This window comes from Qipengyuania sp., from assembly GCF_048550555.1.
Lineage (GTDB): Bacteria > Pseudomonadota > Alphaproteobacteria > Sphingomonadales > Sphingomonadaceae > Qipengyuania.
In genome coordinates this window covers 37444-54468 of the sequence record NZ_JBLYYF010000006.1, presented here as the reverse complement: position 1 = coordinate 54468, position 17025 = coordinate 37444, and the positions used below count along the sequence as shown (strand labels likewise).

26 protein-coding genes are annotated in these 17025 nt (G+C 66.6%); 13 read left to right on the top strand and 13 right to left on the bottom strand.

Features of this window, described 5'->3' with window-relative positions; genetic code table 11:
- Both ACN4E0_RS00895 and ACN4E0_RS00890 read right to left on the bottom strand, forming a co-directional pair.
- Positions 1–249 (bottom strand): SWIB/MDM2 domain-containing protein (locus ACN4E0_RS00895; RefSeq protein WP_040966059.1); only part of this gene is annotated, 249 nt, incomplete at its 3' end.
- Between the two features lie 25 nt (positions 250–274).
- Positions 275–859, bottom strand: a complete 585-nt coding sequence (locus tag ACN4E0_RS00890; RefSeq protein ID WP_419564514.1) for a YbhB/YbcL family Raf kinase inhibitor-like protein — start codon at positions 857–859, stop codon at positions 275–277.
- 221 nt (positions 860–1080) lie between these two features.
- On the opposite strand from ACN4E0_RS00890, the gene ACN4E0_RS00885 reads away from it, so the two are divergent.
- Positions 1081–2514 (top strand): S41 family peptidase, encoded by a 1434-nt coding sequence (locus ACN4E0_RS00885; RefSeq protein WP_419564513.1) that lies wholly within the window; start codon positions 1081–1083, stop codon positions 2512–2514.
- Positions 2511–2849 carry an Mpo1-like protein gene (locus tag ACN4E0_RS00880; RefSeq protein ID WP_419564511.1) on the top strand — a complete coding sequence of 113 codons (339 nt, stop codon included), beginning with the start codon at positions 2511–2513 and terminating at the stop codon, positions 2847–2849. The genes ACN4E0_RS00885 and ACN4E0_RS00880 overlap by 4 nt, the downstream gene beginning before the upstream one ends.
- Here ACN4E0_RS00880 and ACN4E0_RS00875 read toward each other — a convergent pair.
- From ACN4E0_RS00875 to ACN4E0_RS00855, 5 genes are read right to left on the bottom strand one after another with little or no spacing between them, the layout of a single operon-like run.
- Positions 2846–3298 (bottom strand): DUF3429 family protein, encoded by a 453-nt coding sequence (locus ACN4E0_RS00875; RefSeq protein WP_419564509.1) that lies wholly within the window; start codon positions 3296–3298, stop codon positions 2846–2848. The genes ACN4E0_RS00880 and ACN4E0_RS00875 overlap by 4 nt on opposite strands.
- On the bottom strand, positions 3291–3629 hold the full coding sequence (locus ACN4E0_RS00870; RefSeq protein WP_419564507.1) for a hypothetical protein: 339 nt from the start codon (positions 3627–3629) through the stop codon (positions 3291–3293). The genes ACN4E0_RS00875 and ACN4E0_RS00870 overlap by 8 nt, the downstream gene beginning before the upstream one ends.
- Before the next feature lie 14 nt (positions 3630–3643).
- Complete coding sequence (locus ACN4E0_RS00865) at positions 3644–4078, bottom strand: COG3650 family protein (protein ID WP_419564506.1); 435 nt, start codon at positions 4076–4078, stop codon at positions 3644–3646.
- Positions 4075–4992 (bottom strand): alpha/beta hydrolase, encoded by a 918-nt coding sequence (locus ACN4E0_RS00860; RefSeq protein ID WP_419564504.1) that lies wholly within the window; start codon positions 4990–4992, stop codon positions 4075–4077. The genes ACN4E0_RS00865 and ACN4E0_RS00860 overlap by 4 nt, the downstream gene beginning before the upstream one ends.
- Positions 4993–5002: 10 nt before the next feature.
- Complete coding sequence (locus tag ACN4E0_RS00855) at positions 5003–5407, bottom strand: GFA family protein (protein ID WP_419564502.1); 405 nt, start codon at positions 5405–5407, stop codon at positions 5003–5005.
- 121 nt (positions 5408–5528) lie between these two features.
- Here ACN4E0_RS00855 and ACN4E0_RS00850 point away from each other — a divergent pair, with 121 nt between their 5' ends.
- The 6 genes from ACN4E0_RS00850 (at position 5529) to ACN4E0_RS00825 (ending at position 10449) form a co-directional block, all read left to right on the top strand.
- On the top strand, positions 5529–6083 hold the full coding sequence (locus ACN4E0_RS00850; protein WP_419564500.1) for a hypothetical protein: 555 nt from the start codon (positions 5529–5531) through the stop codon (positions 6081–6083).
- 85 nt (positions 6084–6168) lie between these two features.
- Positions 6169–6681 (top strand): 2'-5' RNA ligase family protein, encoded by a 513-nt coding sequence (locus tag ACN4E0_RS00845; RefSeq protein ID WP_419564498.1) that lies wholly within the window; start codon positions 6169–6171, stop codon positions 6679–6681.
- A gap of 129 nt (positions 6682–6810) precedes the next feature.
- Positions 6811–7569: a glutathione S-transferase family protein gene (locus tag ACN4E0_RS00840; RefSeq protein ID WP_419564497.1), complete on the top strand. Its 759-nt coding sequence runs from the start codon at positions 6811–6813 to the stop codon at positions 7567–7569.
- Between the two features lie 258 nt (positions 7570–7827).
- Positions 7828–9576, top strand: coding sequence for an AIPR family protein (locus ACN4E0_RS00835; RefSeq protein WP_419564494.1), 1749 nt, complete (start codon positions 7828–7830; stop codon positions 9574–9576).
- Between the two features lie 20 nt (positions 9577–9596).
- Positions 9597–10172, top strand: a complete 576-nt coding sequence (locus ACN4E0_RS00830) for a hypothetical protein (protein WP_419564491.1) — start codon at positions 9597–9599, stop codon at positions 10170–10172.
- A gap of 97 nt (positions 10173–10269) precedes the next feature.
- On the top strand, positions 10270–10449 hold the full coding sequence (locus tag ACN4E0_RS00825) for a hypothetical protein (protein ID WP_419564489.1): 180 nt from the start codon (positions 10270–10272) through the stop codon (positions 10447–10449).
- 3 nt (positions 10450–10452) lie between these two features.
- Here the strand turns inward: ACN4E0_RS00825 and ACN4E0_RS00820 are convergent, their stop codons facing one another.
- Together ACN4E0_RS00820 and ACN4E0_RS00815 are read right to left on the bottom strand one after the other, a co-directional pair.
- Positions 10453–10587, bottom strand: a complete 135-nt coding sequence (locus tag ACN4E0_RS00820) for a hypothetical protein (RefSeq protein ID WP_419564487.1) — start codon at positions 10585–10587, stop codon at positions 10453–10455.
- Between the two features lie 95 nt (positions 10588–10682).
- The gene (locus tag ACN4E0_RS00815; protein ID WP_419564484.1) at positions 10683–11156 is read right to left on the bottom strand and encodes a YaiI/YqxD family protein; all 474 of its coding nucleotides are present in this window, start codon (positions 11154–11156) and stop codon (positions 10683–10685) included.
- An 85-nt stretch (positions 11157–11241) separates the two neighbouring features.
- Here ACN4E0_RS00815 and ACN4E0_RS00810 point away from each other — a divergent pair, with 85 nt between their 5' ends.
- Positions 11242–11916: a hypothetical protein gene (locus tag ACN4E0_RS00810; protein WP_419564481.1), complete on the top strand. Its 675-nt coding sequence runs from the start codon at positions 11242–11244 to the stop codon at positions 11914–11916.
- Between the two features lie 16 nt (positions 11917–11932).
- Here the strand turns inward: ACN4E0_RS00810 and ACN4E0_RS00805 are convergent, their stop codons facing one another.
- Positions 11933–13216 (bottom strand): amidohydrolase family protein, encoded by a 1284-nt coding sequence (locus ACN4E0_RS00805; protein WP_419564479.1) that lies wholly within the window; start codon positions 13214–13216, stop codon positions 11933–11935.
- Positions 13217–13393: 177 nt separating this feature from the next.
- Here ACN4E0_RS00805 and ACN4E0_RS00800 point away from each other — a divergent pair, with 177 nt between their 5' ends.
- Positions 13394–13975, top strand: a complete 582-nt coding sequence (locus tag ACN4E0_RS00800; protein ID WP_419564478.1) for a hypothetical protein — start codon at positions 13394–13396, stop codon at positions 13973–13975.
- Between the two features lie 58 nt (positions 13976–14033).
- Entirely contained in the window at positions 14034–14483 is a 450-nt protein-coding gene (locus tag ACN4E0_RS00795; protein WP_419564476.1) for a PaaI family thioesterase, read from the top strand.
- Positions 14484–14508: 25 nt separating this feature from the next.
- On the opposite strand, the gene ACN4E0_RS00790 is transcribed toward ACN4E0_RS00795, so the two are convergent.
- From ACN4E0_RS00790 to ACN4E0_RS00780, 3 genes are all read right to left on the bottom strand, one after another.
- Positions 14509–14991: a RidA family protein gene (locus ACN4E0_RS00790; RefSeq protein ID WP_419564473.1), complete on the bottom strand. Its 483-nt coding sequence runs from the start codon at positions 14989–14991 to the stop codon at positions 14509–14511.
- A gap of 82 nt (positions 14992–15073) precedes the next feature.
- On the bottom strand, positions 15074–15625 hold the full coding sequence (locus ACN4E0_RS00785; protein WP_419564471.1) for a hypothetical protein: 552 nt from the start codon (positions 15623–15625) through the stop codon (positions 15074–15076).
- Between the two features lie 41 nt (positions 15626–15666).
- Positions 15667–15957 carry a hypothetical protein gene (locus tag ACN4E0_RS00780; protein WP_419564470.1) on the bottom strand — a complete coding sequence of 97 codons (291 nt, stop codon included), beginning with the start codon at positions 15955–15957 and terminating at the stop codon, positions 15667–15669.
- Here ACN4E0_RS00780 and ACN4E0_RS00775 point away from each other — a divergent pair.
- Together ACN4E0_RS00775 and ACN4E0_RS00770 are read left to right on the top strand one after the other, a co-directional pair.
- Entirely contained in the window at positions 15948–16511 is a 564-nt protein-coding gene (locus ACN4E0_RS00775; protein WP_419564468.1) for an STAS/SEC14 domain-containing protein, read from the top strand. The genes ACN4E0_RS00780 and ACN4E0_RS00775 overlap by 10 nt on opposite strands.
- Positions 16418–16861, top strand: a complete 444-nt coding sequence (locus ACN4E0_RS00770) for an STAS/SEC14 domain-containing protein (protein WP_419564466.1) — start codon at positions 16418–16420, stop codon at positions 16859–16861. The genes ACN4E0_RS00775 and ACN4E0_RS00770 overlap by 94 nt, the downstream gene beginning before the upstream one ends.
- Positions 16862–17025 lie beyond the last annotated feature (164 nt).

The following is a 17025-nucleotide window of genomic DNA, read 5'->3' as shown; positions in this document are numbered from 1 at the left end:
GCTCATGTGCTTCGAGACGGCGCCCGTCATCTTGAACATGGAGATCTGTTCCTTGCCGATCACCGCGCCGAGCTTGTCGTCGGGGTTGATCATGCGCTTGTCCTTGGAATCCTGCAGGTTGTTCGCCTTGATGTGATCCCACACCTTCGACGTGACCTGGGCGCGGGTCATGGGACCCTTGCCGACCACGTTTTCCAGTTCCGGCGACAGGTTCACCGGCTTCTGCAGTGCGTTGTTCTTGCCAGCCATGACTAATCCTTTCCTTGGCTATGCTTCAATCTACGTCGTCGAGATCGCCGACATCCAGTTCCTCGACCTCATGGCCTTCGAACCGGGCTGTCAGGACCGCGGCGGCGGTTACATGTCCGTCGAGATTGCGGACGAGTTCGTCATGCGTCGCCCCCGGCATCAGCGTGAGCGGGAGGTCGACCGCGAAAAGCTGGAAGACGTAGCGGTGCTCCTCGCCCAGCGGCGGGTCGGGCAGCAGCCATTCCGAATTGCCATGGGCGTTCTTGCCGGTGCGCGGCGGGGTCTCGCCCTCCATCAGCTGGCCCTTCTGCGGCGCGAGGCCCCAGACGGTCCAGTGGACGTGGCCCCTGTCGGCATCCTCGGCGACCAGCACCAGTTCCTGCGCACCGGGGGGTGGCGCGGTCCATTCGAGCGGCGGCGCTACGGAATCTTCCTCGATCGCGGTGAAGGAGGGATCGAGTTCGCCGCCATGGCGGAACGCGGCGCTGGTCAGGGCGAAACCGCCGCGACCGAGCACGCGCTCGTCGGCCACTTTCTCGAGTGTCAGGACATGCCCCACGGCCTCTCCGCCAACCGCATTTCGAACCCAGGGCGCACCGCCGCCAGCCATGAAAACTCCTCTTTTCGCGCCCCAAGGGCGTCTTCAGCGGCGCCTTTAAGGCATAGCTGGGGGATACAAACCATCCCATGCGGCGAAATTTGCACCGTTTTCGGGGGGAAACGGGGCTTGCCAACGACCATCAGCGCCCTTGCCCCTCCCCGATTTACCCGTCATGGACCGGGTTCGGCCCCGGCGGGGGCGCTTTACAATGGCTGCACGGGAGCAGGCGCATGGGACTGGGTCGCACCTTCATCTCCGCCACTTTGGCACTGTCACTGGCCGCTTGCGGGGGCGGCGGAAGTACAGGGGGCGGGAATACCGGCGGTGGCGGTGGCGGGGGCAGTTCCGGGGGAGGCGGCACCAGCGACACCTGCTCGCTCGCCAGCCGCCAGGACTGGGCCTTGGGCCAGCTCGACGAGTGGTATCTCTTCCCCAGCCTGCTCGACAAATCGGTCAACGGGACCGGCTACAATTCGCTCCAGGCCTATATCGACGCGGTCGTGGCACCCGCCCGCGCGCAGAACCGGGATCGTTATTTCACCTACATCACCTCGATCGCGGAAGAGAATGCGCTCATCAACAGCGGGTCGAACGCCGGCTTCGGGGTACGGCTGACCTACGATGTCGGCGCCCGTCGCGTCTTCGTGGTCGAGGCGTTCGAGAATGCTCCGGCCTTCGCGGAGGGTATCGACCGCGGAACCGAGATCCTGGCGGTGAACGGCCAGAGCGTCACCGCGCTGATGGCGAACGGCGGGGCGCAGGCGGTGGTCAATGCGCTGGGACCGAGCGATCCCGGCGTCACCCGCACGCTTACGATCAGGCAGCCGGGCGGCAGCCAGAGCGATATCTCGTTGACCAAGACCGACTATGCACTCGATCCGATTTCCAACCGCTACGGGGCGAAGATTCTCGACAATGGCGGGACCAAGGTCGGCTATCTCAACCTGCGGACCTTCATTGTCGACAGCGCCAAGCAGCAGCTGCGCGATGCCTTCGCCACGTTCCGTACGCAGGGTGTTACGCAGGTGATCCTCGACCTGCGCTACAACGGCGGCGGGCTCGTCTCGGTGGCCGAAGTCCTGGGCGACCTGCTCGCGGCGGACAGGACCGGACAGGTCTTCAGCAGGACGCTGTTTCGCGATTCCAAGAGCAGCTACAACGAGGTTCGCAATTTCGGCGCCGAAACGCAGGCGATCGCCGCCACCCGGATCGCGGTAATCGGGACCGAGGGGACCGCGTCGGCGAGCGAACTCGTGACCAATGCCTTCATTCCCTATCTCGGCGCGAATATCGCGCTGGTCGGGACCGACACCTATGGCAAGCCGGTGGGCCAGATCGCGCGCGACCGGTCGGCTTGCGACGACCGCTTGCGGGTGGTGGCCTTCCGCTCGGTCAATGCCGACGGCGGCGGCGATTATTACAGCGGCCTCGCCGACGTGATGCCGCGCACCTGCCGCGCGGCGGACGATATCCTCAAACCGCTCGGCGATCCGCAGGAAGCCTCGATCGCCACTGCGCTGGATTTCCTCGCCGGGCGCAGCTGCACCGCGATCGGCGCGGTACCGGGGACGACCGCGAAGGCGGGCACCGCGCCGTCTGGACGCGAGCTGATGATGCCCGAAGCGCCCAGCCCGGCACAGCTCGAGATCCCGGGGCTGCAATGAGCCCCCGCCGCTACACCAGCTTCGCCGCGTTCTGGCCCTTCTACCTGCGCGAACATGCCCGCCCCGGCACCCGCGCGTTGCATTACATCGGAACCACGCTGGTGGTGGCGCTCGCTGTCGCGGCATCGCTGACCGGCAAGCTGCTGCTCTTGGCCGCCATGCCGGTGGCGGGGTATTTCTTCGCCTGGATCGCGCATTTCGGGCACGAGAAGAACCGCCCGGCGACCTTCACCTATCCGCTGTGGAGCCTGCGCGCCGACTTCCGCATGTGGTGGCTGTGGCTCACCCGGCGGCTGGGCCCCGAGCTCGACGCCGCTGGGGTCGCGCGGCGCTAGGCGAGCGCGGCGGCCAACGTCAGCAGGCCGAGGCCGAGCGACAGCGGCACGCGCAGCGCCATCCACCAGCGCGGTGCGAGCGCACCCAGTCGCGCATCGACGCCGAGGCCGACCAGCAGTGCCCCGGCAAGCATGACCAGCGAGGGTTCGGGCCATTGCCAGCCGAGCGCCCAGGGCAGGAAGCAGGCCAGCGCGACGAGGCTGGGCACCACGGCGGCGATCCACAACCAGCCGAGCGCATTGCGTCGCTCGGCCGCGGGCGCGGCGGCGGCGATCCCCCACCATGCCCCGCCGAGGAAGGAGAGGATCAGCGCGGCATAGGCGAAGGCCAGCGCCAGCGCGGCAGCGCGCCATTCGGTAGGCCCGGCATAGAGCACCGCGACGCAACCGAGCTGCGGCAAGAGCCCGGCGAAACCGAGCCAGCGCGGGAAATCCGGAATTCTACCCACGGCGGCGCAGAGCGATCAAGAAGGCCGCAAATCCCAGCGCGAACAGGAGGTCGCCCGCGACGATCGCGCCGATCGCCGGGTCCCCGCCATCGGTCCAGTTGGGCGGGCCGAGCATGAGCACGACCATCGCCTTGCCGAGAATGCCCGCAAGCAGAATCGGGGCGAAGCGCTTCGGCTCGCGGGCGACCAGCGCATAGAGCAGGCCGAAGGCGAAGATGAGCACGCCGTTGACCGCCCCGGGCGAACCCCATTCGGCAGCGAGGAAGGCGCCGAGACCGATGACGAGATTGTAGGCCGCGGCGATCCACAAGAAGAGGCGCCAGCCGCTCATCCGGCGCGGCGCCATTAGGGCGTCTCCGGCCCGCTGAAGGGCTGGCTGTCGGTCCAGGCACAGCCCAGCCGTTGCTCGCCGCCGAGCATCAGCGTCGCGGTATAGGGATAGGTCCGGTCGCTCATGCCATCCGAGCACGCGCCGGGCGTGATCGTCATGTCGAAGGATGCCCCCTTCAGCCTTCCGCTGAAACCGATCCCGTTATTGCCGGAAAAGCGCTCGACCGGGAATTCACTGCCCCCCGGATTGTCGGGCGTCTCGTAGGTCGCCATGCCGCCCGCCGCGGCCCCGCCCCAGAAGGGCTCGGTACCCGTGTAGTGGACCGTCTCGCCTGCGGCGATCCCGTCGTAGGAAGCGGTGGCGGATGCCCCCGGCGCATCTCCGCTGCCACCGCTGCAGGCAGTCACCCACACCAGGCCAAGGAGGATCGGGAAGTGACGAAGGTTCATGCGTCTTTCCTGTGTTCGCGGATGAACTCGACCGTCTCGGCGCGGGCCTGCAGGGCCTCGGGCACCGGCAGCAGCATCCAGACGTGAAACATGTCGGCATACTCGCGATAGATGTGGTCGGGCATGCCTGGCGCGGCGAGCCTATGCGCCAGCCGCCGCCCGTCGACCAGCAGAATGTCCGACGTACCCGAAAAGATCGCCATGGGCGGCAGGCCCGCCAGTTCGCCGAACAGCGGGCTGACTTTCGGATCCTCGACCGCCAGTTCGCCCCGATACATGTCGCCGCAGGCCTCGAGTCCGCCGACCGCAAGCATGCGATCGCGCGGTTCGATCGCGCGCTGCCCCTCGGCCTTGCCCGTGGCATCGAGCCAGGGCGAATAGAGCACCAGGCTGGCAGGCAGCGGCGCTCCCTCGTCGCGCAGCATCTGCGCCAAAGCCAGCGTCATCCCGCCGCCTGCGCTGTCGCCCATGACGGTGAGGTTATCCGCACCATAGCGCTCGGCGAGTTCGAGGCAGAGCGCGCGCATCTTGTCGAGCGTGCCCGCCGCCTTGGCCTCCGGCGCGAGCGGATAGAGCGGCACGGTGGCCGAGGCACCCAACCGCTCGCACAAATCCATCACCGTGTCCCAGTGGAGCGCGGCGATATCCATCACATAGCCGCCGCCGTGGAGGTAGAGCAGGTGCGGCGCGCCGGGCCGCGCACCCGACCTGGGCTCGATCGTCACCACCGGATAGCCGCGGCTGGAGAATTCGGCGATATCGAAGGTCTTGCGCCATTTAGCGCGCGGGCGGACGGGCTTCCGCTGGCGGAGCCGCGCGATACGCTCGTCGAGCCTGTCGGGTTGCGAGAAGAAGCGCTTGATCCCGAGCAGTGGCAGCGCAAGGTTGACGAGGCGGGCGCGGATGCTGGCCATGTGTCGCCCCTCAGCCCGGATTGGTTTCGAAGGCGGGCACGTTGCCGGTCTCGACCCAGCACTGCTTGCTCCGCGTCCAGATATGCGCGGCGGGGGTAAAGCCGCTCGCATCGTCGAGTGTCCCCGCCTTGACCCAGAGCATGCCGGGGGCGACTTCGACCTTCGAGAACAGCGGCGACCCGCAGGTGCCGCAGAACAGCCGCTCGACCGATTTGCCGCTCTCGCCGCTGTCGGCATAGGTCGCCGGTTCGCCGGTGATCGCGACTTGGCCCTGGGGCACGCCGAGGATCGTCGAGAAGGCGCTGCCCGACTGTTTCTGGCAATGCGTGCAATGGCACACCATCGCCGCTGCGCCCTCGCCCTCGATCCGGTAGCGGATCGCCCCGCACAGGCAGCCGCCCTCGCCCTTCGTCATGGCCACTCTCCCATTCGCGGGAGGGAGACTAGCCCAAAGGCACGGCGTGTCCAGCGCTCGCGGGCGCCGGCGGCGGAACACCGCGCCGCACCCGGGCGTTGGCAGGGGAGGAGAGACCCGAGTGACCAAGCGACGCCGCCATACGCCTCGCCCGAAAGGGCCCCGACCGATCGATCGGCGCTGGATCGCCGCGCCGCTGCTCCTCGCGGTCGCGGCGGCGGGCGCGCTCAGCGGCAAGGCTATCGGGTCGGTTTCGATGCTGCGGCCGAGCGACGACCGGCCTGCCGTCTCCACGCCCGAGCGTCCGCCTCTCGCCTACGATCGGTCCGGCCAGGAACGACTCCCCGACCACTATCCGCTGGTCACCCCGACCGGCACCGTGCCGGTGGTCGCGCTCGCGCTCCACGGTCGCCTGCGGCAGACGAGCGAGCGATGGTCCGACGTCCCCGACCGGGTGCCGCTCGAGGCCGAGGCCGAGGGGGAATTGAGCGAGGCCGAGATCGACCACCTCGCACAATGGCAACCGGCACCCAGCGCCCCGCCCCGCTCGCGCGTCGCTGCCGCGAGCGCGCAGCCTGCGCCGCCGGAGCCGCACGCGGAAGCCCTCGCGCCGGCCGAGACGCGCCAGCCGGTGCACGCCAGCGGCGCCGTCCGGATCGAACTGGCCGACGAATAGCGGCGACCAGCGTCAAGACCTGCGATCCGACCCCGCGGCCACTCGCCGGTCCACCTCGCTCCCGCCCCGTGCTACGCTCGCGCCCATGCGCGCCCGCAAACCGCTCTACGTCATGGCCAGGCCGCCGCCCGAGGTGCAGGCGCGGATCGCCGCCCTGCCGCGCAACGATCCGGCGCGCGGGGCGGAGCTGCTCCATGTCACGCTGATGACGCTCTACGATCTGCATCGCGCGCCGCCCGACTGGTTGCCCGCCACCGTGGCCGCGCTCGACAGCTTCGCCGCACCGCCGTTTCCGCTGCGGTTCGACCGGATCGAGAACCGCAAGGCGGTGACGCTGCGCACGCGCGAACCGCTGGCCGAGGCGCGGGCGTTCCAGAAGGCGCTGGTGAACCACATGCTGGCGTGCAAGGCGCCGATCATGGACGGCACCACGCCCGAGCCGCACATCACGATCAACTATCGCGGCGACCGCCTGGGGGCGCAAAAGATGCCGCCGATCGGTTGGACCGTGGAGGAAATCATCCTGACCGAAAGCGCGGTCGGCAAGACCACCCATGTCGAGCACGGGTGCTGGCCGCTCCGCGCCGCAGTCGCATGACGGTGCAATCCGCGCCCGATACCCGGCGCCCTGCGAAATAGCGTTTGGCCGGCGCGTCCCGCCATGCTGTAACCCGGCTCCCGCACCGGCATGGGCCGGGGCGCAGGGCAGCAAGGGAGCCGCGCCACCATGGCCGACAGCGACGACATCCTCATCATCGGCAGCTTCGTCAGCCCTTATGTGCGCAAGGTGCTCGCCTGCATGGCGCTCAAGCGGCTCGCCTACACGATCGACCCGATCACCCCCTTCTACGGCAATGACGATTTCGCCCGCCTCTCGCCGCTGCGCCGCATCCCGGTGCTGGTGCAGGGCGATCTCGTACTATCCGACAGTTCGGTGATCTGCGCCTGGCTGGACGAGGAATATCCCGATACGCACCCGCTGCTGCCCGCCTCCCCCGCCGACCGCGCCCGCGCGCGCTGGCTCGAGGAATTCGCCGACACGCGCATGGGCGACGTCTTCATCTGGGGCCTGTTCTACCAGAAGGTGGTCCACCCGCTGGTGTGGAAGGAGCCCGGCGACGCGGCGCGGATCGCCGCGACGCTCGAAGCCGACATGCCCATGGTGCTCGACTATCTCGAAGGCGAGCTGCCCGCAGACGGCTTCATCTTCGGCGATATCGGCCTGGCGGACATCGCTATCGCCAGCTTCTTCCCCAATGCGCGCTATGCCGGGTTCGAACTCGATGCCGCGCGCTGGCCGCGCACCGCGGGTTTCGTCGCGCGCTGCCTAGCGCACGAATGCTTCGCCGCGACGAACCGCTGGGAAGCCGCCCAGCTCTCGACCAACCCCGCCGGCCGCCGCGCCGCGCTCGAGCAAGCGGGCGCCCCGCTGAGCGCGACAAGCTACGCGCTCAAGGAGCCGCGGCAGGGGGTGATGGTGCTGTAGGGGAGGCTCCGCGCGTGAACAAAAAAACTCATACAGTCACAACTGCGCCTTCCCATTTTTGAGAATCAGCAGAGGCAAAGTACAAGACCCTGCTTGCCAAGCAAAAGCCCAGACAGCGACAACGCTAACGGGAAGGCCGCTCGCGATGGTAGAGAAAACAATTAGGATGTGGTGGAGGATTAGAGGTGCGCTTTACCTTCACGCCAACGCGTCTTAAGCTCGAGTTCGCACCAACCGAAACTATCCTGCGAGGCGCACTTGAACCCCGTCAATCAAGCTCAGCTCAAGAGTTTTGCTGAATCATTCGACCTCGTCGATGAGAGTGAGAGCGATCAATTCGAGTTGTACTCGATTTACGCCATCTTGAATGGAGGTTCGGGAGAGAATGTAGACCCGTTTGAGGCTCACTTGAAGTCAACTGAGTTCGGTCTCGACGGTGTCGCGATTATAATTCAGGGCAATCTCATATCTGACGTTGACCAAGCTACGGCTGCTCTTGAAGATGTGAGCAATGCTCAAATCGATTTTTACTTTTTTCAAGCGAAAACGTCATCTTCCTTCGACTATGGAGAGGCCCGAAAATTCTTCGACGCGGTTGATGGATTTATGTCGGGGGAGATGGCTGGCGAAAGCGATCAGCTTGACGATCTTATTGCGGCGAAGGACTACATCTATCAGCACGGTGTCGGAAAGCGAAATCCAGGAATCTTTTGTTTCTACGCTACCACCGGGAGGTTTGAACCATCGTCAAGCAAGCAGCTCCGGCGATTGATTCAAAATACTCAGGACGCGTTTAGCGAAGCTGCGTTGTTTGACGAACAGCGAATGCAGATAAGCATGGTGGGCGCTGCTGAGCTGCAGCGCCTGTATCGTGCCGCCGTAACTGCATCGCAAGTGCGCATTGAATTCAAAGATGCAGTTGTTTTACCGGAGCACGAGAGCGTTGACGAAGGTTATATTGGCTTCATTTCGGCGGATGAATTGCTTAAGATAGTAACAGTATCTGATGATGAAGAAGAGGTTATATCTCTGAACAAAGCAGTATTTTTCGACAATATTAGAGATTATAATCCAAACTCAAAGATCAATAGAGAAATAGCTGCATCTCTGGAGCGAGGCGAGCAGTCAAATTTTATTTATAGGAACAATGGAATAACAGTTGTGGCAAAGACTGTTGACAGGACAGGAAACAATTTCCGGATCGAAGATTTTCAAGTTGTTAACGGATGTCAAACAAGCAATGTGCTTTTCCATAACAGGAAAAACATTAACGGAGTGAAGGTGCCATTCAGGCTGATCGGCACTAAAAACGAAGATTTTATTTTTTCCATTATCTCGGGCACAAATAAACAGAATCCGGTTAGGGATGAGCAGTTTTGGTCTTTGTTGCCTTTTATGAAGAACCTGGAAGAATATGCGCGCAAAGCCTCGGGTGACAGGCACGTCTTTTTGGAGCGCCGTGAAAATCAGTATCGTTCGGAAACGGTCGAAAGGGCGCGAATCGTCCAGATGCAGCCATTCTACAAAGCCTATACTGCGGCGCTGTTGGGCCTTCCACATCGGGCCGCTCGAAACTACCGAAATGAGATTGACAGCCGAGATGAGATAATTTTTGCCGAGGAGGCGGATGTTCGTCCCGCTTATGCAGCGGCGTTTCTTCACTATCGTATGGAGTTCTTGTGGCGGAATCAGAAGATCCCCGCTGACACAAAGATTTATCGATATTACATCATGGACGCGGCTTCGCGCCAAGTTCTCGGTGGTCGAGCTTTTATGACTTTGAAACCGGCGTCGAAGGTTAAATTCGCCTCTGAGTTGTCCGACCTTGCTGCAGATGAAAAGCGAATGAAGAAGCTCGTTTCTAGTGTCGATAAGCGCTTGGATAGGCAGGTTGCGGGTCTAGGGATTGGCGAGGATTCCAGAGAACGGCTCCGCGACGCGATAAGGTCGTCAGACTTCGCATCGGAGGCTATCAAATCCTATACGCCCAAAAGTGGCCTCATCTGACAGATTGGGGCACTCGCCCAGTGAGACTTCTTCCTCATCACCTAGTAGCCCAGTTCCTCTCCGTTCCGGCAATGCTCCTGCTCGCCGCCTGCGACCCCGCACCCGCCGACCAGGCCCCGGCCGACGAGCCGACGCACCCCAACGCTGCGGACAGCCTGACCCCAACCAGCCATCCCGCCCCCATGCCGCATACCGATGCGGGCAAGACCTTTCCCTCGGGCCGCTGGGACATGACCTCCAGCGGCGAAGGCGACGGGTTGTTCTTCGGCGTGACCGAGGGCGAGCCGGGCCGCGTGCATATCTTCTGCCCGGCGGGGGGCGGCATGCTCGTCAACGTCAACGCCTTCCGGCCGATCGGCAGCGAGGAGCGGATGAGCTTCGGGTCGGGCGGCGAGGTCGTCACGCTGGTGGCCGATCCCGCGGGCGATGGCTTGCGCGGCGGGGTGAGCGGCGAGGGGCCGGTGCCTGATGCGCTGCTCGCGATCCTCACCGGCAGCGAAGGCGTCGCGGTGAATTACGGGGCGCAGGACATCGGCCCGCTGCCGCCCGTCGCCGCCGACACCGCGCGCGCCTTCGTCACCGGCTGCACCGACTGACGCGGCGCCGATCCGCGCCGGCTTTCCCCACCCGCGCGGGGTGCCCCCGCCGCGATGGTGCTGGCCAGCGCCGGCCCAAGCGCGCATAGGCGCCCGCATGGCCGATCTCTATCTCAAGAACCTCGAATCCGAACGCCGCCAGCTGTGGGCGACCTGCCGCCTCAAGGGACTGAAGCGCGATACGCCCGAGCGGCTGCGGATTGCCGAGATCGACCGGCTGCTGGCGGAGCACAGAGCGAAGAAGCCGCAGCCGCCGGTCGAGCGCGAGGAGGGCTAGGCCCTAGCCGTTCTTCATATTCTCCAGCCCCCTGATCGCACCGGGCTTGGTGCTGGGGTTGGAGGCGTTCTGCTTGGGCGGCTGTTCCTTCTTGGGTTTGCGGTTCTCGCGGCTCTTCTTGGCTTGGCCCTTGGCCATGGTCTTTTCCAATCGGGGCTGAATGCCCCGGGCGCGTTATGGGCCGATCGGCGCAAATAGATAGCGAAACCGTCCCCGCCCTTCCCGGCACCGGCTCAGCGGCGCGCGAGCTTGACCAGCACGCGGTCGAGCGACTGGAGGAAGCTGGAGCGGTCGGCCTTGCCGAAAGGCGGCGGGCCGCCGCCCATGCCGTCCATCCCCGCGCGCAGGTCTTCCATGATGGCGCGGGTGGCCACGGCGCTGCCGATGCTGGCGGCGTCGAAGGGCTTGCCGTTATGCGCGAGCACCTGCGCTCCCGCCTTGAGGCAGCGTTCGGCGAGCAGGATGTCGGCGGTGATGACCACGCTGTTGGGTGAGGCGTGCTCGGCGATCCAGTCGTCCGCCGCGTCGAAGCTCTCGGAGACCACCACGCGCTGGACCCGCTCGCTCACCGGCACGCGGAAGGCGCTGTTGCTGACCACGCGGACCTGCGCCTTGTAGCGCTCGGCGACGCGGTAGATTTCTTCCTTCACCGGGCAGGCATCGGCGTCGACGAGGATGGTGGGGACGAGAATGGTGGGCGCGCTCATGCGCGCCTCGCTAGCGCAGGCGGCCGGGGCACGTAAACGGCGGGCAAACTTTCCTACACGCGCGTTTTGTGCCTTATCCTGCTGGATGACCCACCACAGCCCCATCCCGCCCGCCGATTCCTTCCCCTCCGACCCCGCACCCGCTGCCCCCGGGTCCGCCACCGGCCCCAAGGATCGTCACGACGGCTGGTCGCACGCCAGGCAGGTCGGTTTCCTGCGCGCGCTTTCCGCCACGCATTCGGTCACCGAGGCGGCGAAATCGGTCGGCATGTCGCGCCAGTCGGCCTACCGCCTGCGCAGCCGGCTGAAGGGGCAGGCCTTCGACCTCGCCTGGGAGGTGGCCTTCCACCATTCCTTCGACGTGCTCGCGCATGCCGCGCTCGAGCGCGCGCTCAACGGGGTCGAGGTGCCGGTCTATTACCAGGGCGAAAAGATCGACACCTATCGCCGCTATGACGAGCGGCTGACGGTGGCGCTGCTCGGCCGCGCGACGCTGGGCGGCAATCCCATCCTCGGGCGGCTGGGGCCGCTGGCCGAGCGCCATGCGCGCGATTTCGAGGCGCTGCTGGGGCGGATCGAGGCGGGCGATCCCCCCGCCACCGGCCTGCCGGGGCCCGGCGATCCCAGCGAGCTCGAACGGATCCGCGCCGGGACCAGCGCCGATCCGGCCTTTCTCGCCGCGTCCCCCTGTCCGTCCGCGCTCTCCGACGAGGATTTAATGGCGATATTACAGGACTATGAGGACGACGCGCGAAAGTGACACGCTGTCACCTTCGTCACTCTCCCGCCGGGCGCTCGGGCGCGGAAAGCGTGTCGAGCGCGACCGCGCCGCCCTTCATCACGAAGCCCACGCGTTCGAGCGCGGAGATATCCTCCAGCGGGTTGCCGCGCACCGCGATGATGTCGGCCAGGGCGCCGGGTGCGATCGTGCCGAGCGGGTGCTCGGGTTCGAGCAACGCGCCGGGCACCATGGTCGCCGCGCGCAGCACCGCGAGGTTGGACATGCCGGCCGCGACATAGCGGCGGTAGATCGCCGCCGCGCGCTCGCCGCGCGACTTGCCCTCCTCGGCGTAATAGGCGTCCGAACCGATCGCCAGCGGCAGGCCGGCGGCGATCGCCCGACGGATGCGTTCGGCGTGATGCGGCGCGGTGGCGCTGTCGGTCGGCACCAGCACGATGTGCTTGGCGAGCATGACGTCGATCACGTCCTGCGAGATGGTGTAGCCGTGCTCGATCGTGTCGACCCCGGCGCGCGCCGCCGCCAGTGCCGCGGCATCGCCCTTGGTCGCATGCGCCGCCACGCGCACGCCCAGTTCATGCGCGGTCTCGACGATCGCTGCGAGTTCGTCCTGCGACAGCCGGCTGTCGCCCGAATTGACGATCACCTTGATCCAGTCGGCGCCATCATACACCGCCTGGCGTACCGCTCGGCGCGCCTCCGCAGGCCCGGTGACCTCGACATATTCGCGCGCGACCAGCGCCTGCGCCTCCTCGGCCAGCGGCGCGAACTGCCCGCCGATCGGCGACAGCGCGCGGGTCGAGACATACATGCGCGGCCCCGCCACCCAGCCCCGCGCGATCGCCCGGCGCAAAGCGACGTCGTTGTTGGTGCCCGAATTGCCGAGATCGCGCACCGCGGTGAAGCCCGCTTCGAGCATGGCGCGGGCATTGGCCGCACCGAGCAGCGCGCGGTCGGCCCCGCTAAGCGTCGCGGTCTCGATCAGCGTGTTGGCGCCGTCATCGCCATATTTGTGGTAATATTGGTGCAGCAGATGCGTATGCGCGTCGATCAACCCCGGCAGCAGCGTCGCCTCGCCGAGGTCGATCACCCGCGTGCCGGCAGGCACGGCGTCGCTCGACGCGATTTCGCGGACCCTCTCGCCCTCGACCACTACCGCCACGTCATCGAGCAATTCGCCGCTGCGGACATCGACCATATGCGCAGCGCGCAGCACGATCGGCGCGGACCCGTCCTGTGCCTGCGCCGGTGCGGGCAGCACGACGAGGCCAAGGATCGCGGCCAGCGCACTCCATGCGCGGGCGAATGCAGATGCGGTCAAGGACGGTCTCCTCAATGGGGTTCGGGTGTTGGCGAAAGGTCAACCACACGTGTAGTCGATAGCTGTCTGGTGTCAAATCCTTGCCAGACCTGACATATTTGCCCGGGACCCGTCGAACGGAGCCGGTCGCGCGCCCGATCACGGGAACGCCGGGCGACCTCGGGCGCTGTTTCGGGCATGAAGACCCTCACGCTCATGCTCGCCCCGGTGTCCGCAGTCGCGCTGCTCGCCGCCTGTTCCTCGCCCTCCGACGAGGCAGCGGCGCCCGAGGATGGCGACATCGCCGCCGAGGCGAGTACCGGCAGCACACCGACCCCCACCGCCACACCGACGCAGGCTTCTGCCAAGACGCTGACGCTCGACGGGCTCGGCGGCCTCACCATCGGCAAGCCGGTGCCCGCAGGCAGCAGCTTCACCGCGGGCGAGGGGCAGATCGGCAATGGCTGCGAGACGCTGTCCTCGCCCGACTGGCCGGGCGTCTACGCCATGCGCACCAATGGCGTGGTCAAGCGCATCTCGGTCTCCGACGGCAGCGGCGTGACGCTCGAGGAAGGCGTCGGCCCCGGTTCGAGCATCGAGGATGTCCGCGCCGCCTTCCCCGGCTTCCGCGAGACGCTGCACAAATACACCGAGGGCAAGTACCTGACGCAGCCGGGCACCGATCCCCGCCTGCGCTTCGAGACCGATCCCGACGGCACGGTGACGATCGTCCATGTCGGCATGATGCCCGAACTCGGCTATGTCGAAGGCTGCGCCTGACGGGACTTGCGCCCGCGCAACCGCGCGCTAGCCTCCCCGCTGCAAGGGGAGGAGAGAAATGAGCGAGACTGCTGCAAAACCCGTCTACCGCGTGCCCTTCGTCGAGCGCACCGGCATGCGGAGGATCGAGGATGCGCGCGGCCATTCGAAGCTGCTGATGCCGCTCGAGGGCAACGCCAACCACGTCGAGGTGATGTATCTCGGCGCCTTCTGCGTGCTCGCCGAGGCGGTCGCGGCGGGGCCGGGCATCTCGGTGATCGACACCGCGACGCACTTCCCGATCATCAAGGATATCGCGGTCGATTTCCACCGCATGGCGGCGAGCGACGTGACCGGCGAGTATACCCTGTCCGAGGAGCAGATCGCCGCGCTCCACGCCGATCTCGCGCGCAAGGGCAGCGCGGGCTACACCGCCGAGGTGCCGATGCACGATGCGGCCGGCACGCTCGTCGCCACCGGAAGGGTGACGGTCAAGCTGCTGAGCCACGACTGGCCGGGCGGGGATTGAGCACCGGCAGAAGCGGGTCGCCTGCCTATTGCGGGCGGAAGGCCCAGCATTCCATCTCGACCCGCGCGCCGAGCGCGAGGCCGTTCACACCCATGGCCGAGCGCGCCGGATAGCGGCCCTTCTCGAAATAGGTCGCGTAGATCGCGTTGAAGGCGGGCCATTCCCCCATGTCGGCGAGGAAGACGGTGCATTTGAACAGGTCGCCGAAACCGAGCCCGTGCTGCGCCAGGGTGGCGCCGATCCGCTCGAACATGCGGCGCGTCTCGGGCTCGATCCCGCCGGGGACGACCGCGGTGCCGCTCTCGTCGACGCCGATGTCGCCCGAGAGGTAGAGCACGTCGCCGACCTGCACCGCGGTGGAGAAGGGATAGGGCAAAGTGGAGGGGGTGAAGACGGGTGCGCCCGGCGCGGCGGTATGCGCCGTTCCGGGATCCGTCTCGTCGCCCGCGGCGAGCGGTGCCGCGCCCGCCAGCAGGGCGAGCGCGAGGATCGGGCGGATGGCGGGCATGGCGGGGTTCCTGTCAGGGTCGATGCGAAGCGATCGGGGGTGGCGGTCCCCGATCTCGGTGCGGTGCGAGCCGCGCGCCACGCTAGTCGTCGGTCCGGCGCAGGAGGCGTTCGGCGATGTAGCCGCGGACCTCGGGGCAATAGCGCCAGAAGCGGTGGTCTATGCCGGTCGCATCGGGAGTCTGGCGGCCGCAGCGCACGAAGCTGCCGTTCTCGAGACGCCCGACCAGTTCGCTCGACACGGTCGCGCGGGCGCGGATCGCGGCCCAGCCGTCGCTCGGCGAGCTGACGCGGAACATCCTTGTATCGGCCTGCGCCGGGTCCGGCTCGCTCGTCGCGACCGTCGCCGCGGTAGGCGCGGAGGTGGCGCCCGAAACGGGCACGGGTGCGGGCCTGGCTGCCTCTGTGGGCGTTTCGATCGGACGCGGGTCGGCCTTCTCCTCCCCTCCGGCTTTGCCGCCCAGCAGGCCGATATTGCCGAGCACGGTGATCAGCCCGGCCAGCGCCACCACCAGCCCGCTGACCGCGGTGATCACGCCCCGGATCGAACCCCAGAAGTGCTTGCCGTCGTCCGGTCCCTCGTCGGTTGCGGGGTCTCCCGCCGCGACGGCCTTGCCGATGTCAGTCTCGCTCATAGCCAATTCCCACCCTGGCCCTGCGCGACATTCATGCCATTTCACGCCCGCGAAGTAAATTCATGCGCCTCCCGCGTGACCGGTCCCCCCTCGACCGTTACGCCCTCCTCGGCCCAGTCCGCGTCGACATCGACGCCCTGGCTCGCCCAGCGGGCGCGGGTCCAGCAGACCACGCGTTCGACGCGGGTTCCGGTGGCGGGTTCGGCCCTCATGCAGTAGCGGGTGTCGGCGTCGCCGGCCGGCGCGGCGGCGGGGCGGGTCCCCTCGCTCGCGGCGAGCGGGGTGGCGCCCGCCAGCAGGGCCAGCGCGAGAAACGGGTGGAATGCGGGCATGGCGGATCTCCTCTCGAGGGCAATCCGAGGTGCAGGATACCACGGATCGCGCCACGCGGCGAAGGCCGGATTGCGCCCGCCTGCGCCGCGAGAATTTGACCCAAGTCAATGACGCGGACGCCGCACCGGTGCATCATGCGCCCCAGCCGAGAGAGGAGCCGGACCATGATCGACATCGACCTATCGCACGAGGAATACGTCCTCCTCCGCGCCCGCAGGGGGCGCTGGCAAAGGCGGATTTCGACCGACTCGCCGAGACGATCGATACGCGGATCAACGAAACCGACCGCGTGCCCAATCTCGTCATCTGCCTCGACGGCCTGCCGCACTGGGACAGCCTCGGCGCGCTGACGCGGCATTTCCACTTCGTGAAGGAACACCAGAAGATCGTGAAGAAGGTCGCGGTGGTGGGGGATGCCGCGCTGCTGGCGCTCGCCCCGAGATCGCCAACCATTTCGTCGTGGCGACGATCCGCCGCTTCCCGTCGCGCAAGCTCGAGGATGCCAAGGCCTGGGCGCGGGCGAGCGAGGACGATCCCGGGCGCTTCGAGGTGATCGAGGGCCTGCCGCGCGACGTGGTCGCGGTGCGCGCGGTCGGGATCATCACCGCGCAGGACTATCGCGACACGCTGATCCCGCTGGTCGAGGCGAAGCTGGAGGAGCACGACAGGCTGAAGCTGCTGTTCGTGATGGGTGAGGATTACACCACCTTCTCGGGCGATGCGGCGTGGGAGGATACCAAGTTCGACCTCAAGCACCTGCGCGATTTTGCGCGCATCGCGCTGGTGACCGACATGACCTGGCTGGCGCGCACGGCGAAGCTCTTCATCCCGATCGTGCCCTATAAATTCAAGGTCTTCCCGATGGCCGAACTCGACGAGGCGAAAGGCTGGATCAAGCGCTAGGCGCGCTGCAGCCCCGCACCCGTCGCTTCGCCCTCGCCGTCGAAGGTCTGGACCTCCACCACCTCGAGCGCGCGCTCGGTTGCGTAGCAGGCGTCGAAGCCGTCAACGCGATGTCCTCGATCAGCGCCCCGGCCCGCTCGCGCGCCAGCTCCCACGCGCGGGCG